A 14,847-nucleotide genomic window follows, 5' to 3' on the forward strand; every position below is an offset into this window, starting at 1 on the left:
CCTGACCCGTCCGGGCGAAGACGCCCCCTCGGCGCAGCCCGGCCGGGGCCGGGCCGCGCCGAGGGGGCGTCTTCGCCCGGACGGGTCAGGCGTGGGCGTCGGCCCTGGCGGTCTCCGGGGTGCGGTCGCGCTGGGCGGCCAGCTCGCGGGCGCGGGCCAGGTCGGGCGACTCCTTGGAGCCCATGCCGGCCAGCTTCATCGCGCCGCCGATCACACCGCCCAGCAGGATCACGCCGATGCCGACCCAGAAGCCGACGGGGTTGTCGGCGACCATGAAGGCGCCGGCGACGCAGAAGCCGACGAAGGCGACGATGCTTCCGGCCCAGGCGGCCGGGGTGTGTCCGTGGTCGGTGCCCGCCATGAGTTGCTCCTTGTTGATGTTGCTCGGTGTACGGCCCCGCCGGGTGCGGACGCTCGGGGTCATTGTCCCGCACCCGTGCGTGCGCGGTGATCCGGGGTGGCCCGCACGGCGCGTGCCGCCGCTCGCCGGGCGCGCGGCGGGCCGCTACCGGGTGGGGTCCTCGCCCCGGTCGAGGGCCTTCCACAGGTCCTCGGGGCGGTCCGGGTCGACGGGGGCGGGGCCCTTGCGGACGCCGCGCGGGCCGGTGCCGCGCTCGTAGCGGCCGGACATGGCGGGCCAGCCCCGGCCGTGGCGCAGCGCCAGCAGCCCGGCGAGGAGCAGCAGCAGTCCGCCGGCGGCGGTGACGTAGGGCCAGGCGGTGTGGGTCAGTTCGGCCACCCGGGCGGCGGAGTCGCTGGTGGTGACGGCGGCCTTCTCGTCCAGGGCGGCGCTGTCGCCGGCGCCGAGCAGGGCGGCGGCCGCCGCTCCGGCGCCGCTGAGGGTGAGCAGCACGGAGACGAGCAGCCGGCCGGCGCGGCGCACCGCGAAGACGGCGACCAGGGCGGCCAGGCCGACGACGGCCAGCGCGGTCGGCAGGCCGGTGACGTCGCCGCCGGTGACCTGGAGCGGCACGGTGCCGCCGCCCAGCTCGACGGTGCCCCGGGACCAGGTGCGGCCGGAGGCGAGCAGGACGACGGCCGATCCGGCGGCGCCGAGGAGCAGGGCGGCGGCGAGGCTGCGGCGGCCGCCGGGGGCCGCCGCCTTCTCGTCCTCGTCCGCGCGGGCGGCACGGGGCTGGGGTACGGATGCGGCACTCACGTATCCCACTATCCCCTACGCCTCGGACATCCCGTTCATCCGGTTGGCGGTGTGCACGGCGCGCAGCACGGCCGCGGCCTTGTTGCGGCACTCGGTGTCCTCGGCGGCCGGATCGGAGTCGGCCACCACCCCGGCCCCGGCCTGGACGTAGGCGGTGCCGTCGCGCAGCAGGGCGGTGCGGATGGCGATGGCGGTGTCGGAGTCGCCGGCGAAGTCCAGATAGCCGACGGCGCCGCCGTACAGGCCGCGGCGGGTGGGCTCCAGCTCGTCGATGATCTGCATGGCGCGGGGCTTGGGCGCTCCGGAGAGGGTGCCGGCCGGGAAGCAGGCGGTGAGCACGTCGAAGGCGGTGCGGCCGTCGGCGACCTTGCCGGTGACGGTGGAGACGATGTGCATGACGTGGGAATAGCGCTCGATGGACATGAAGTCGACCACCTCGACGGAGCCGGGGGCGCAGACCCGGCCGAGGTCGTTGCGCCCGAGGTCGACGAGCATCAGGTGCTCGGCGCGCTCCTTGGGGTCGGCGAGCAGCTCCTCGGCGAGGGCCTGGTCCTCCTGCGGGGTCGCGCCGCGCGGGCGGGTGCCGGCGATGGGGTGGAGCATGGCGTGCCCGTCCTCGACCTTGACCAGCGCCTCGGGGCTGGAGCCGACCACGTCGAAGCCGTCGAAGCGCAGCAGGTACATGTACGGGGAGGGGTTGGTGGCGCGCAGCACCCGGTAGACGTCCAGGGCGCTGGCCTCGCAGGGCGTCTCGAACCGCTGGGAGGGCACCACCTGGAATGCCTCGCCGGCCCGGATGCGCTCCTTGATGTCCTCGACGGCCTCCCGGTAGGCCGCGCCGCCCCAGCGGGCGGTGGTCTCGGGGAGCGCGGAGTCGGGCAGGCCGGCGGGGGCGGTGGCGGCGGGCCGGGCGAGGTCGGCGGTCATCGCGTCGAGCCGGGCGACGGCGTCGGCGTACGCCTCGTCGACGCCGGTGTCCAGGTCGTTGTGGTTGATGGCGTTGGCGATCAGCAGGACGGTGCCGTCCCAGTGGTCGAGCACGGCGAGGTCGGAGGTGAGCATCATGGTCAGCTCCGGCAGGGCGAGGTCGTCGCGGCCGTGCTCGCCGACCTTCTCCAGTCGCCGCACGATGTCGTACCCGAGGTAGCCGACCATGCCGCCGGTGAACGGCGGCATCCCGGACGCCAGGTCGCGCGGAGTGTGCAGGGTCTCGACGGTGGCGCGCAGGGCCGCCAGCGGGTCGCCCTCGACCGGCACGCCCACCGGCGGCGTCCCCAGCCAGTGCGTGCCGCCGTCCCGGACGGTCAGGGTGGCCGCACTGCGCACCCCCACGAAGGAGTACCGCGACCAGCTCCGGCCGTTCTCCGCGGACTCCAGCAGGAAGGTGCCGGGCCGCTCGGCGGCGAGCTTGCGGTAGAGGCCGACCGGGGTGTCGCCGTCGGCCAGCAGGCGGCGGGCGACCGGGATGACCCGGCGGTCGCCGGCCAGCTTGCGGAACGTCTCCAGGTCCATGGTGTCCGAGTGCTCCACGGCGCTCCCCCTACCTTCCGAGCGGCAGTACGTCGGCGTCGAAGCAGGTCCGGTCGCCGGTGTGGCAGGCCGCCCCGACCTGGTCCACCTTCACCAGCACGGTGTCCGCGTCGCAGTCCAGCGCGACCGCCTTGACGTGCTGCACGTGCCCGGAGGTGTCGCCCTTGGCCCAGTACTCGCCGCGGCTGCGGGACCAGTAGGTGGCGCGGCCGGTGGTGAGCGTGCGGTGCAGCGCCTCGTCGTCCATCCAGCCGAGCATCAGCACCTCGCCGGTGTCGTACTGCTGGGCGATGGCCGGCACCAGCCCGTCGGGGCTGCGCTTGAGTCGGGCCGCGATGGCCGGATCGAGGTTGCTGCTCATGCCGCCCATTGTGCCGCCTGCCACCGGCGATCCCCCTCGCCGTCCACTGGGCGGACCTCCGCGCCCCGCCGTACGATGATCGTCATGTCGACCCATGCCAAGCGTGAACGACTCCTCCTCGCCGACCTGCTGGAGGCCGCGGGCCCCGACGCGCCGACCCTCTGCGAGGGCTGGCGGACCCGCGATCTCGCGGCCCATGTGGTGGTGCGCGAGCGGCGGCTGGACGCGGCGGCCGGACTGCTGGTCCCGCTGCTGCGCTCGCGTCTGGAGCAGGCGCAGGCGGAGTTCGCCGCCAAGCCGTACGAGGAGCTGGTGCGGCTGATCCGCACCGGGCCGCCGAAGGGCTCGCCGTACGCGATCAAGCAGGTGGACGAGGGCGCGAACACGGTCGAGTTCTATGTGCACGCCGAGGACGTGCGCCGCGCCCAGCCCGGCTGGACCCCGCGCCAGGTGGACCCGGTCTTCGCCGACACGCTCTGGTCGCGCCTGGAGAAGTCGGCCCGGATGGTGTGCCGCAAGGCCCCCACCGGCCTGGTGCTGCGCCGCCCGGACGGCCAGACCGCCGTCGCCCACCGCGGCACCCCGGTCGTCACCGTCACCGGCGAGCCGGGCGAACTCCTGATGTTCGCCTTCGGCCGCCAGGACTCGGCGCAGGTCGAGGTCGACGGCGAGAAGGAAGCGGTCGAGCGCCTGCGCACGGCCAGGCAACTCGGCATGTGACACCGCCGCGGAGGGCGGCACGGCGGCCGCTCCCCGGCCGGTCAGGGAAGTTCGGCGCGGCGCAGGGCGGGGCGGCACAGTCCGTACACCCCGGCGAGCGCGCACAGCGCGGCGCTGGCGACGAAGACGGGGCCCGGGCCCCACCGGCCGATCGCGGCCCCGGTGAGCGGGAAGGTCAGCGGGGCCACGCCGAGGCTGAACAGCGTGGACACCGACGTGACCCGGCCCAGGAACGCCGGTGCCGCGTGGGTCTGGAGCAGGGAGTGGCACAGCACCCCGCTGAGTCCGCCGAGCACGCCCGCGGCCACCGCCGCGCCGACCGCCGCCGCCAGACTCGGCAGGAGCGCCAGGGCCGCGACGCACACCGCCCCCGGTATGAGCAGCCAGGTCAGCGTGAGCCCGGCGGCGGGTATGCGCCCCCGCACACCCATCAGCAGCGAGGCGAGGGCCGATCCGGCTCCGAATCCGGCGAGCACCCAGCCGATCCCGGACGCCCCCCAGCCCCGCGCCTCGGCGAGGAGCGCCAACCCCACGTTGAGCGGGCCGACGACGCCGAGGTCCACCAGGGCGGTGACGACGACCAGCGGCGCGAGGACCCGGTGGCCGCGCAGGTACCGCAGCCCTTCGGCGAGGTCGCGCCGGGCGGTGCCGGGCGGGCGGCCGGGATCGGCGGGCAGGCGCGGCATCCGCAGGGAGGCGAGCAGCGGCAGGGAGGCGGCGAACAGCAGGGCCGCCGCCGCGAACGCGGCCGCCGGGCCGCCCAGGGCGACCGCGAGCCCGCCGAGCGGCGCTCCGAGGAGCAGTCCCGCCCGGTGGGCCAGCCCGCGCATGCCCTGGATGCGGGCCAGTTGCCCGGGCGGGGCGATCCGCGCCGGCAGCGCGCCGACGGCGGGCAGGAACAGCGCGTCCACCGTGCCGAACACCACCGCCAGCACGGCGAGCAGCCACAGCCCGGGGCTGGTGGCGAGGATCAGCACGGCGACGGCCGCCGTGGCGGCGCACCGCACGGCGTCGCTGCCCAGCACCACCCGCCGGGGGCCGAACCGGTCGGCCACCACTCCCCCGCCGAGCATCAGCAGGGCACGCGGGAGCGCGCTGACCGCCATCAGCACGCCCGCCTCGGCCGGCGTCCCGCCGCGCACCGCCGCCCAGGACAGGGCCAGGTAGTAGACGCTGTCGCCCAGCGTGGAGGCGGTGTAGGCCCCGAGCCAGCGCAGCACGGCGGGATCGCGGTACGCCGGGGCGCCGGCGTCCTGCTGCCCCGGCGCCGCCTGCTCTTCTGCCTCCTCGGCCACGGACTTCGCGGTCATCCGGTGGTCCCCCTTCCTGCCCCGGTCTGCCTCGTGTGGTGCGCCGTCACCCGCGGAACGGGAATCCGTAGAGGTGCACGGCCACGTTCTCCCGGCCTTCGGTCTCGCCCGCCTCCTCTCCCGCGCGACCTATCGCGTCGTACTTGGCCAGCAGGGCGTCCAGCTCCCGTTGGAGGTCGGCCATCTCCCCGTGGGTGAGCCGGGGCAGGTACTCGGAGTTGAAGGAGGCGTCGCGCCACTCGACGCTCCAGGTCTCCAACTGGTCGAGGTGGCGGCGGTACAGCTCGCCGCGCTGCTCGACCAGCATCCGCATCAGGGCCGTGCTGGCGGCCGCCCGCTCCGGGGCGTCCCGGAAGTCGCTGTCGCGGTAGGACAGGCCCTGCGAGCTCGGCCGCCACCAGCGCTCCCGGCCGTCCCGCGACTGGGCGGGCGCCTCCTCGATCAGTCCGTGCCCGGCCAGCCGGCGCAGGTGGTAGCTGACCAGCGCGACCTGCTCGTCCACTTCCTCGGCCAGGTGCGACGCCGTGGCCGTGCGCGCCACGAACAGCGCCCGGTAGAGGCGGATCCGCAGCGGGTGCGCGAACGCCTTCAGGGTGTCCAGGTCGGTGATGCGACGCGGCTCGGTCTCGTCCATGACCCCAGGATGAACTACACAACAGAACTTGCGCAATATATCTTTCGCATTGTTCCCGTGCGAAGCGCGGCGGCGGCCAACCGCTCCACGGGCCCGTCTCGCCCGTACGAGCGAACGGCTTCACCCGGTTGCCGAGCATCCGTTTGATGCCCGGCGCGTTATGCGGGGCATGACGGCGACGACGCGCTGCTGGCGGCTGCTGAAACGGTCATGCGGGACCGAGGGCCCGACCGCTGCGGGGGGCGCGCATGTATGACGATCGGTACGGGCGGATGCGGGAGTGGGCCGGCGGCCCGGACGACGGGGCGTTCCCGCCGGGCGGCGGCGACCGGGTGGTGGAGGGGCGGCTGGTGCACGACGGGCGGGGCGTCCCGGGCCCCCGGTCGGGGCCGGACGTCGGGGTGCTGGACCTGGAGTGGGATCCGTCGGACGAGCTGGCGTCCCTGCTGGACGCGGCGCGGCCCCCGGCCGCCGAGGAGTTGGCTGCGGACTGGGCGGAGGAGTCCGACGAGGGGCGGGAGGCGCGGGACAGGCTGGGGGCGATCACCGCCGAGCTGCCGCCGCTGCGGCGGGCGCGGGCCGACCACCGCCGGCGCCGGGCCCGCAGCCGCAGCTGGAGCTGGGTGCGGACGGTGAGCGTGTGCATCGCCGCCGTGGTGGCCGCACTGGTGGCCATGGTCAGCGTGTTCAGCGGCGTCATCGCCTACGACCCGTTGCACGGCGTGGCGGCCGACCGCACCGGCGCCGGGGTCGCGGGCTGGTGGCCGGTGCTGGTCTACGGCCCGTGGGCGGTGGCCTCGCTGTCCATCCTGCGGGCCGCCCTGCACCAGCGGCGGGCCCTGCACTCCTGGCTGGTGGTGCTGCTGTTCTCCACCACCGGGATGCTGCTCGGGGTGGCACACGAGGCGCACACCATCGTGGACGCGGCGGTGGCCGCGCTCCCGGCGGCGGCCTCCCTGGCCTGCTTCCAGCAGCTCGTGCGGCTGATCACGCTGACCAGGCCGCCCAGGCAGGCCCACCCGCGGCACCGGGTGCTGGCCGGCCGGCGGCCCTCGGCGGCGGGCCAGAGCCCGGGCCCCGCCGGGCGGCGCTGACCCGGGGCGGACCCGTGGGCTTCGTCAGTTGAGCCGCTTCTCCAGATGGACGGTGACGGTGTCGCCCCGGTCCTTGCCGATGGCCTTGCGGACGTCGGAGCGGACCGGGAGCTTGTGGGTGCCGTCGCCGAGGGCCATGAACGAGCTGGTGAAGGCGCAGCCGTCGACGGTGCCGCTGACCCTGACCAGCCCGCGGGTGCCGAAGAAGGCGACGGACTCGGGCCAGATCACGAAGGTCCAGCCGCCCTGCTCGGGGCTCTTGCGCAGGACCGCGGTGAACTCCACGTCCAGCTCGGTCCGGTGGTCCGTGTCGTGCATGGCGACCTCCCTCGGTCCCGACACCCCCGACACCCCTTCACGGTAGACCGCGACGGGCGGGCGCGCGCACTCGTCGGAGCCCGCGCCCGCCCTCGGACCCGTCTCCGCTAGCGGACCGGGTGGCCGGCGTCGCGCAGGGTGTCCTTGACCTCGCCGATCCGCAGATCGCCGAAGTGGAAGACGGAGGCGGCCAGCACCGCGTCCGCGCCGGCGGCGATCGCCGGCGGGAAGTGGTCGGCGCGGCCGGCGCCGCCGGAGGCGATGACCGGGACCGACACGTGCTCGCGCACGGCCGCGATCATCTCGGTGTCGTAGCCGTCCTTGGTGCCGTCGGCGTCCATGGAGTTCAGCAGGATCTCGCCGGCGCCCAGCTCGGCGGCCCGGTGGGCCCACTCGACGGCGTCGATGCCGGTGCCGCGGCGGCCGCCGTGGGTGGTGACCTCGAACGCGCCCCCGGGGGTGCGCCGGGCGTCCACCGACAGCACGAGGACCTGGCGGCCGAAGCGCTCGGCGATCTCGCGGATCAGCTCGGGGCGGGCGATGGCGGCGGTGTTGACGCCGACCTTGTCCGCGCCGGCCCGCAGCAGCTTGTCGACGTCGTCGGCGCTGCGGACGCCGCCGCCCACGGTGAGCGGGATGAAGACCTGCTCGGCGGTGCGGCGCACCACGTCGTAGGTGGTCGCCCGGTCGCCGGAGGAGGCGGTGATGTCGAGGAAGGTCAGCTCGTCGGCGCCCTCGGCGTCGTACAGCCGGGCCATCTCGACCGGGTCGCCGGCGTCGCGGAGGTTCTGGAAGTTGACCCCCTTGACGACACGGCCGTTGTCCACGTCCAGGCAGGGGATGACACGGACGGCGAGGGTCACGACGCCTCCTCGGTGCGCACGGAGCCGGAGTGGCGGTCGGCCTCGGAGCCAGAGGGGCGGTCGGCCTCGGAGCCGGGGTGGCGGTAGGCCTCGACCTCGACCTCCACCACCAGGCCCGGGTCGACGAATCCGGACACGATGATCATGGACGCGGCGGGGCGTACCGCGTCGAACAGCTCCTTGTGGGCGCGGCCGACCTCCTCCACGTCCCGGGAGTGGGTGAGGTACATCCGGGTGCGGACCACGTCGGCGGCGGTCAGGCCGAGCTGCCCGAGGGCGGATATGGCCACGCCGAAGGCGTTGACGGCCTGCTCGTACGGGCTGCCGCCGGTGATCTGGCCGTCGACGACGGAGGTGCAGCCGGAGACCAGCACCAGGCCGCTGGGCAGCTCGACGGCCCGGGAGTAGCCGAACTGCTCCTCCCAGGGCGCGCCGGAGGCGACCCGGCGCGGGGCGCCGCTCATCCGGCGACCACGGCCAGCGCCTCCTCCAGGGTGAACGCCTCGGCGTACAGGGCCTTGCCGACGATGGCGCCCTCGACGCCCCGGGGGACGAGGGCGGCGATGGCCCGCAGGTCGTCCAGCGAGGAGACGCCGCCGGAGGCGACGACCGGCTTGTCGGTGGCCGCGCAGACGTTGGCCAGCAGCTCCAGGTTGGGGCCCTGAAGGGTGCCGTCCTTGGCGATGTCGGTGACCACGTAGCGGGCGCAGCCCTCGGAGTCGAGGCGGGCCAGCGTCTCGTAGAGGTCGCCGCCGTCGCGGGTCCAGCCGCGGCCGCGCAGGGTGGTGCCGCGCACGTCCAGGCCGACGGCGATCTTGTCGCCGTGCTCGGCGATGACCTTGGCGACCCACTCGGGGGTCTCCAGGGCGGCGGTGCCGAGGTTGACCCGGGTGCAGCCGGTGGCGAGCGCGGCGGCCAGCGAGGCGTCGTCGCGGATGCCGCCGGACAGCTCCACCTTGATGTCCATGGCGCGGGCGACCTCGGCGATCAGCTCCCGGTTGTCGCCGGTGCCGAAGGCGGCGTCGAGGTCCACCAGATGCAGCCACTCCGCGCCCGACCGCTGCCAGGCCAGGGCCGCCTCCAACGGGGAGCCGTAGGAGGTCTCCGTGCCGGACTCGCCGTGGACGAGGCGCACGGCCTGGCCGTCCCGGACGTCGACGGCGGGGAGGAGTTCGAGCTTGGTCATCTCAGCGGGTCCTCGATCGCGATTAGGGGAAGGGAGCCGGTCGGCTCAGAAGGTCCTGAGCCAGTTGGCGAGGAGCTGGGCGCCGGTCTCGCCGGATTTCTCCGGGTGGAACTGGGTGGCCCACAGCGCGCCGTTCTCCACCGCGGCGACGAACTTCTCGCCGTGGGTGGCCCAGGTGACCAGCGGGGCGCGCATGGCGGGGTTGGTGATCTCCAGGCTCCAGTCGTGCACGGCGTAGGAGTGCACGAAGTAGAACCGGGCGTCGGCGTCGAGCCCGGCGAACAGCTCGCTGTCCTCGGGGGCCTCGACGGTGTTCCAGCCCATGTGCGGGACGACGGGGGCGTCCAGCGGGCCGACGGTGCCGGGCCACTCGTCCAGGCCCTCGGTCTCCACGCCGTGCTCGATGCCGCGGGCGAAGAGGATCTGCATGCCGACGCAGATGCCCATGACGGGGCGGCCGCCGGCCAGCCGGCGCTCCACCACCCAGTCGCCGCGGGCCTCCTTGAGCCCCTGCATGCAGGCGGAGAAGGCGCCGACGCCGGGCACGAGGAGCCCGTCGGCGTTCATGGCCTTGTCGTAGTCGCCGGTGATCTCGACGTCCGCGCCGACGTGGGCGAGGGCGCGCTCGGCGGAGCGGACGTTGCCGAAGCCGTAGTCGAAGACCACGACCTTGCGGGCGGAAGTGCTCATGTCGTCGTCGGTCCCGTCATTCCCAGATGCCCTGGACGCGCAGCACGCCGGCGAGCAGGCACATCGCGGAGGCGAGTGCCAGCAGTACGACGACGCCCCGGGGCATGCCCTGCTTGGCGAAGGAGTAGACGCCGGCGCCGAGGAAGACGCCGACGGCGATCAGGATGGTGGACAGGCCGGTCATCGCGCCGGCCCGTCCGTCCGTACGGTGTCGGTCACAGGGCGCCCTTGGTGGAGGGCAGGATGCCGGCGGCGCGCGGGTCGCGCTCGGAGGCGTAGCGCAGCGCGCGGGCCAGCGCCTTGAACTGGCACTCCACGATGTGGTGGGCGTTGCGCCCGTACGGGACGTGGATGTGCAGGGCGATCTGCGCCTGGGCGACGAACGACTCGAAGATGTGCCGGGTCATCGTCGTGTCGTACGACCCGATCATCGGCGCCATGTTCTCCGGCTCGGTGTGCACCAGGTAGGGGCGGCCGGAGAGGTCGACGGTGACCTGGGCGAGGGACTCGTCCAGCGGGACCGTGCAGTTGCCGAAGCGGTAGATGCCCACCTTGTCGCCGAGGGCCTGCCGGAAGGCGGCGCCGAGCGCGAGGGCGGTGTCCTCGATGGTGTGGTGGGTGTCGATGTGCAGGTCGCCCTCGGTCTTGACGTTGAGGTCGAACAGCCCGTGCCGGCCGAGCTGGTCCAGCATGTGGTCGTAGAAACCGACCCCGGTGGCCACGTCGACCTTGCCGGTGCCGTCGAGGTCCATCTCGACGACGACGGAGGTCTCCTTGGTGGTGCGCTCGACCCGTCCAACACGGCTCATGAGCTCTGCTCCTTCTTCAGTGCGCGTACCGCGTCCAGGAACGCGTCGTTCTCCTGCGGTGTTCCGGCCGTGACCCGCAGCCGGCCCGGCACGCCGTTGTCGCGGACCAGCACGCCCTTGTCGAGGATGGCGCGCCAGACGGCGTGGGCGTCCTCGAAGCGTCCGAACTGCACGAAGTTGGCGTCGGACTCGGTGACCTCGTAGCCGGCGGCGCGCAGCTCGGTGACGAGGCGGTCGCGCTCGGCCTTGAGCGCCTCGACGTACCCCAGCAGCGTATCGGTGTGCTCCAGCGCGGCGAGCGCGGTGGCCTGGGTGACGGCGGAGAGGTGGTACGGCAGGCGGACCAGCTGCACGGCGTCCACCACGGCCGGGTGGGCGGCGAGGTAGCCCAGGCGCAGCCCGGCGGCCCCGAACGCCTTGGACATGGTGCGGGAGACGACCAGGTGGGGACGGCCCTCGATGAGCGGCAGCAGCGAGGGGCGGTGGCTGAACTCGACGTACGCCTCGTCGACGACGACCAGGGACGGCTTGGCGGCCTGGGCGGCGTCGTACAGCGCCAGGACGGTCTCGGCGTCCACGGCGGTGCCGGTGGGGTTGTTCGGGGAGGTGACGAAGACGACGTCGGGCCGGTGCTCGGCGATGGCCGCCGCGGCGGCCTCGGTGTCGATGGTGAAGTCCTCGCGGCGCGGGCCGGAGATCCAGCCGGTGCCGGTGCCGCGGGCGATCAGCCCGTGCATGGAGTACGACGGTTCGAAGCCGATGGCGAGCCGGCCCGGTCCGGCGAAGGTCTGGAGCAGCTGCTGGAGGACCTCGTTGGAGCCGTTGGCGGCCCACACCTGCTCCCGGCCGACCTGGTGCCCGGCGGTGCGGGTGAGGTAGGCGGCGAGCGCGGTGCGCAGCTCGACGGCGTCCCGGTCGGGGTAGCGGTTGAGCGTGCGGGCGGCCTCGCGGACCCGCTCGGCGATCCGCTCGACCAGCGGCTCGGGCAGCGGGTACGGGTTCTCGTTGGTGTTGAGGCGTACGGCCACGTCGAGCTGCGGCGCGCCGTACGGGGACTTGCCGCGCAGCTCGTCGCGGATGGGCAGGTCGTCGATGCCGGTGTTCTCGCTGGTCACGCGGTGGGCACCTTCCAGCCGAACCTCGCCTTGACCGCGGCGCCGTGCGCGGGGAGGTCCTCGGCCTCGGCGAGGGCGACCACGTGGTGGGCGACGTCGGCGAGGGCGTCGCGGGTGTAGTCGACGATGTGGATGCCGCGCAGGAAGGACTGCACGGACAGGCCCGAGGAGTGGCAGGCGCAGCCGCCGGTGGGCAGGACGTGGTTGGAGCCGGCGCAGTAGTCGCCGAGGGAGACCGGGGCGTAGGGGCCGACGAAGATCGCGCCGGCGTTGCGGACCCGGCGGGCGAGCGCTGCGGCGTCGGCGGTCTGGATCTCCAGGTGCTCGGCGCCGTACGCGTCGACCACCCGCAGGCCCTCCGCCATGCCGTCGACCAGCACGATCGCGGACTGCCGTCCGCGCAGCGCGGGTTCGATGCGGTCCTCGACGTGCTTGGTGGCGGCGATCTGCGGGGCCAGCTCCTTCTCCACGGCCTCGGCGAGGTCGAGGGAGTCGGTGACCAGCACGGCGGCGGCCAGCGGGTCGTGCTCGGCCTGGCTGATCAGGTCGGCGGCGACGTGCACCGGGTCGGCGGTGCGGTCGGCGAGGACGGCGATCTCGGTGGGGCCGGCCTCGGCGTCGATGCCGATGCGGCCGGTGAAGTAGCGCTTGGCGGCGGCGACCCAGACGTTGCCGGGGCCGGTGACCATGTCGGCGGGGGCGCAGGACTCGGTGCCGTAGGCGAACATCGCCACGGCCTGGGCGCCGCCGGCCGCGTACACCTCGTCCACGCCGAGCAGCGCGCAGGCGGCGAGGATGGTGGGGTGCGGCAGGCCGTCGAAGTCGGCCTGCGGCGGGGAGGCGAGCGCGATGGACTCGACGCCGGCCTCCTGGGCCGGGACGACGTTCATGACCACGGAGGACGGGTAGACCGAGCGGCCGCCGGGGGCGTAGAGGCCGACCCGCTCGACCGGGACCCACTTCTCGGTGACGGCGCCGCCGGGGACGACCTGGGTGGTGTGCTCGGTGCGGCGCTGGGCGCGGTGGACCGTGCGGGCCCGGGAGATCGACTCCTCCAGGGCGGCGCGGACGGCCGGGTCCAGCTCCTCCAGGGCGCGGGTGAGCGCGGCCTCGGGCACCCGGATCCGCTCCAGGGTGACCTGGTCGAACCGCTGGGCGTAGTCGATCAGCGCCGCGTCCCCGCGATGGTGCACGTCCTCGCAGATGGGCCGGACCTTGTCCAGGGCGGCTTCCACGTCGAGCTCGGCACGGGGCAGCAGGTCACGCAGTGCGGCGCCCTCGGGGAGGGCGTCGCCGCGCAGATCGATTCGTGAGATCACAGGTCAATTCTCGCAGACGGCCTCCCGGGGCCGGTCGTCCGTATCACTGGCTGATACACGCCCCGCTGGCGTCTGGTCGCCACTCCTGACCGTTAGCGTTCGGTCCGTCACGGACGGGGAAGAACGCGTGTACGAGGCGGGGTGCGGGTTCCCGGCGGGCGGACGCGGGCGGGTGCGGCGCGTCGGGGTCCGGGAGGCTCCGGCCGCCGCGGGGAGGCGAGGGGGCGCGGTGACGGAGCCGCACGAGGACGACGTACCGGAGGGTCTGACGCCGGCCGAGGTCGGCATGTGGCAGGCGTTCCGGATCGGCGCGGCGTACGACCTGAGCGTGGGCAACGCGGTGCTGGACGACCCGTTCTCGGCGCGGGTCTGGCCGCCGGAGCGGACGGTGCGGGCGGAGAAGGTGGCGCTGCTGCTGCTGGACGGGCCGCCGGCGCTGGCCGGGCGGGTGTCGGCGCTGAAGCTGCGCGGTGTGCACATCAGCGGGATGCTCGATCTGGCCGGCGGCACGGTCGGGCCGTACGTGGAGCTGCACGGCTGCCGGTTCGAGCGGGAGGTGCTGCTGCCGGAGACGCGGTTCACCACGCTGCGGATGGTGGCGTGCGCGATGCCGAGGCTGGAGGCGGCGCGGCTCCAGACCGAGGGCGACCTGCACCTGCCGCGCTGCCGGGTGGAGCGCGGGATCCGGCTGACCGACGCGCAGATCGGCACCGACCTGCTGATCAGCCAGATCCACGTGGGCCCGGACCGGCGCGGCCGGGCGGTGGTCGCGGACGGCATGTCGGTGGCCCAGGACCTCCAGGCGGACCTGATCGAGACGGACGGGGAGCTGAGCCTGCGCGGGGCGAAGGTCGGCGTGTCGATGAGCCTGCGCGGGGCCCGGCTGCGCGCACTGGAGGGCCGCCGGGCGCTGAACGCCCCGCAGCTCACCGTGGAGCGCACGCTGAACATGACGGACGCCTGGGTCAGCGACCGGACGGCGGTGGTGCAGGAGGGCGCGACCCCGCCGAACGGCCTGGCCTCCTTCGACACGCCGATGCGCGGCACCCGGACCCGGCCGTTCGAGTGCCGGGGCGGGCTGCGGCTGGACGACGGCCGCTTCGGGGACGCGGTCGACTTCCACCACGCGCGGTTCGTGCTGTCCTCGGAGCGCCGGGAGGAGGTGTCGCTGCGCCGGATCGTCACCCCGGAGCTGCGGTTCACCTGCGAGCGGCCCGATGAGGGGCGGGTGGTGCTGCGCGGCGCGAAGGTGGTCACGCTGGTGGACCAGTCGACGAGCTGGCCGGGGCCGGGCGGGCTGGCGATGGGCGGTTTCGTCTACGAGAACCTCGTCCCCTACGGGCACTTCCCGCTCACCCGGCGGCTGGAGTGGCTGGCGGCGGCCACCCCGGAGTTCAACCCGGAGCCATACGAGCGGTTGGCGGCGGTGCTGCGGGCGGGCGGCGAGGACTCCGAGGCGCGGGAGGTGCTGCTGGCCAAGCAGCGCCGGCGGCGCGAGACGCTGCCGCTCGCCGCGAAGACCTGGGGGTACATCCAGGACTGGACGGTCGCCTACGGCTACCGCCCGGGGCGGGCGGCGCTGTGGATGGCGGTGCTGTGGGCGGCCGGCACGATCGCCTTCGCGCGCGCCGACCCGCCGCCGATGAAGGCGGGCGAGCATCCGCAGTGGAGCGCGGCGCTGTTCGCGCTGGACCTGCTGCTGCCGGTGATCGACCTCGGCCAGGTCGGCCAGTGGCGGG

Annotated in this window: 18 protein-coding genes; 3 read left to right on the plus strand and 15 right to left on the minus strand. The window is 74.4% G+C overall.

Going from position 1 to position 14,847, the window contains the following annotated elements:
* Positions 1–85 precede the first annotated feature (85 nt).
* The 4 genes from C6N75_RS18605 to hisI all read right to left on the minus strand — a co-directional run bounded on the left by C6N75_RS18605 (position 86) and on the right by hisI (position 3,059).
* Entirely contained in the window at positions 86–361 is a 276-nt protein-coding gene (locus C6N75_RS18605; protein ID WP_105870033.1) for an HGxxPAAW family protein, read from the minus strand.
* Positions 362–505: 144 nt separating this feature from the next.
* The gene (locus tag C6N75_RS18610; RefSeq protein ID WP_105870034.1) at positions 506–1,168 is read right to left on the minus strand and encodes a TIGR02234 family membrane protein; all 663 of its coding nucleotides are present in this window, start codon (positions 1,166–1,168) and stop codon (positions 506–508) included.
* A 6-nt stretch (positions 1,169–1,174) separates the two neighbouring features.
* Positions 1,175–2,689: an anthranilate synthase component I gene (locus tag C6N75_RS18615; protein ID WP_258177489.1), complete on the minus strand. Its 1,515-nt coding sequence runs from the start codon at positions 2,687–2,689 to the stop codon at positions 1,175–1,177.
* 10 nt (positions 2,690–2,699) lie between these two features.
* Positions 2,700–3,059, minus strand: a complete 360-nt coding sequence (gene hisI / locus C6N75_RS18620) for a phosphoribosyl-AMP cyclohydrolase (protein ID WP_105870035.1) — start codon at positions 3,057–3,059, stop codon at positions 2,700–2,702.
* Positions 3,060–3,134: 75 nt separating this feature from the next.
* On the opposite strand from hisI, the gene C6N75_RS18625 reads away from it, so the two are divergent.
* A complete protein-coding gene (locus C6N75_RS18625) occupies positions 3,135–3,770 on the plus strand; it encodes a TIGR03085 family metal-binding protein (RefSeq protein WP_105870049.1) in 636 nt (211 codons plus the stop codon).
* Positions 3,771–3,811: 41 nt separating this feature from the next.
* On the opposite strand, the gene C6N75_RS18630 is transcribed toward C6N75_RS18625, so the two are convergent.
* The gene (locus tag C6N75_RS18630; protein WP_105870036.1) at positions 3,812–5,080 is read right to left on the minus strand and encodes an MFS transporter; all 1,269 of its coding nucleotides are present in this window, start codon (positions 5,078–5,080) and stop codon (positions 3,812–3,814) included.
* A 46-nt stretch (positions 5,081–5,126) separates the two neighbouring features.
* A complete protein-coding gene (locus tag C6N75_RS18635) occupies positions 5,127–5,714 on the minus strand; it encodes a winged helix-turn-helix domain-containing protein (RefSeq protein ID WP_105870037.1) in 588 nt (195 codons plus the stop codon).
* 248 nt (positions 5,715–5,962) lie between these two features.
* Between C6N75_RS18635 and C6N75_RS18640 the strand changes: the two genes are divergently transcribed.
* Positions 5,963–6,808, plus strand: coding sequence for a DUF2637 domain-containing protein (locus tag C6N75_RS18640; protein WP_146132608.1), 846 nt, complete (start codon positions 5,963–5,965; stop codon positions 6,806–6,808).
* Between the two features lie 24 nt (positions 6,809–6,832).
* Here the strand turns inward: C6N75_RS18640 and C6N75_RS18645 are convergent, their stop codons facing one another.
* The 9 genes from C6N75_RS18645 to hisD form a co-directional block, all read right to left on the minus strand.
* Complete coding sequence (locus C6N75_RS18645; RefSeq protein WP_105870039.1) at positions 6,833–7,126, minus strand: DUF1905 domain-containing protein; 294 nt, start codon at positions 7,124–7,126, stop codon at positions 6,833–6,835.
* A 107-nt stretch (positions 7,127–7,233) separates the two neighbouring features.
* Positions 7,234–7,989: an imidazole glycerol phosphate synthase subunit HisF gene (hisF, locus tag C6N75_RS18650; RefSeq protein ID WP_105870040.1), complete on the minus strand. Its 756-nt coding sequence runs from the start codon at positions 7,987–7,989 to the stop codon at positions 7,234–7,236.
* A complete protein-coding gene (locus C6N75_RS18655) occupies positions 7,986–8,453 on the minus strand; it encodes a RidA family protein (protein WP_105870041.1) in 468 nt (155 codons plus the stop codon). The genes hisF and C6N75_RS18655 overlap by 4 nt, the downstream gene beginning before the upstream one ends.
* Positions 8,450–9,175 carry a bifunctional 1-(5-phosphoribosyl)-5-((5-phosphoribosylamino)methylideneamino)imidazole-4-carboxamide isomerase/phosphoribosylanthranilate isomerase PriA gene (gene priA / locus C6N75_RS18660; RefSeq protein WP_105870042.1) on the minus strand — a complete coding sequence of 242 codons (726 nt, stop codon included), beginning with the start codon at positions 9,173–9,175 and terminating at the stop codon, positions 8,450–8,452. The genes C6N75_RS18655 and priA overlap by 4 nt, the downstream gene beginning before the upstream one ends.
* 45 nt (positions 9,176–9,220) lie before the next feature.
* Complete coding sequence (hisH, locus tag C6N75_RS18665; protein ID WP_105870043.1) at positions 9,221–9,865, minus strand: imidazole glycerol phosphate synthase subunit HisH; 645 nt, start codon at positions 9,863–9,865, stop codon at positions 9,221–9,223.
* A 16-nt stretch (positions 9,866–9,881) separates the two neighbouring features.
* Positions 9,882–10,049: a hypothetical protein gene (locus tag C6N75_RS30785; protein ID WP_181160534.1), complete on the minus strand. Its 168-nt coding sequence runs from the start codon at positions 10,047–10,049 to the stop codon at positions 9,882–9,884.
* A gap of 31 nt (positions 10,050–10,080) precedes the next feature.
* The gene (gene hisB, locus C6N75_RS18670; protein ID WP_105870044.1) at positions 10,081–10,674 is read right to left on the minus strand and encodes an imidazoleglycerol-phosphate dehydratase HisB; all 594 of its coding nucleotides are present in this window, start codon (positions 10,672–10,674) and stop codon (positions 10,081–10,083) included.
* Complete coding sequence (locus C6N75_RS18675; RefSeq protein ID WP_105870045.1) at positions 10,671–11,789, minus strand: histidinol-phosphate transaminase; 1,119 nt, start codon at positions 11,787–11,789, stop codon at positions 10,671–10,673. The genes hisB and C6N75_RS18675 overlap by 4 nt, the downstream gene beginning before the upstream one ends.
* On the minus strand, positions 11,786–13,108 hold the full coding sequence (gene hisD, locus C6N75_RS18680) for a histidinol dehydrogenase (protein ID WP_105870046.1): 1,323 nt from the start codon (positions 13,106–13,108) through the stop codon (positions 11,786–11,788). The genes C6N75_RS18675 and hisD overlap by 4 nt, the downstream gene beginning before the upstream one ends.
* A gap of 229 nt (positions 13,109–13,337) precedes the next feature.
* Between hisD and C6N75_RS18685 the strand changes: the two genes are divergently transcribed.
* Positions 13,338–14,847 (plus strand): oxidoreductase (locus tag C6N75_RS18685; RefSeq protein ID WP_105870047.1); only part of this gene is annotated, 1,510 nt, incomplete at its 3' end.

This window comes from Streptomyces solincola, from assembly GCF_002982015.1.
GTDB lineage: Bacteria > Actinomycetota > Actinomycetes > Streptomycetales > Streptomycetaceae > Streptomyces > Streptomyces solincola.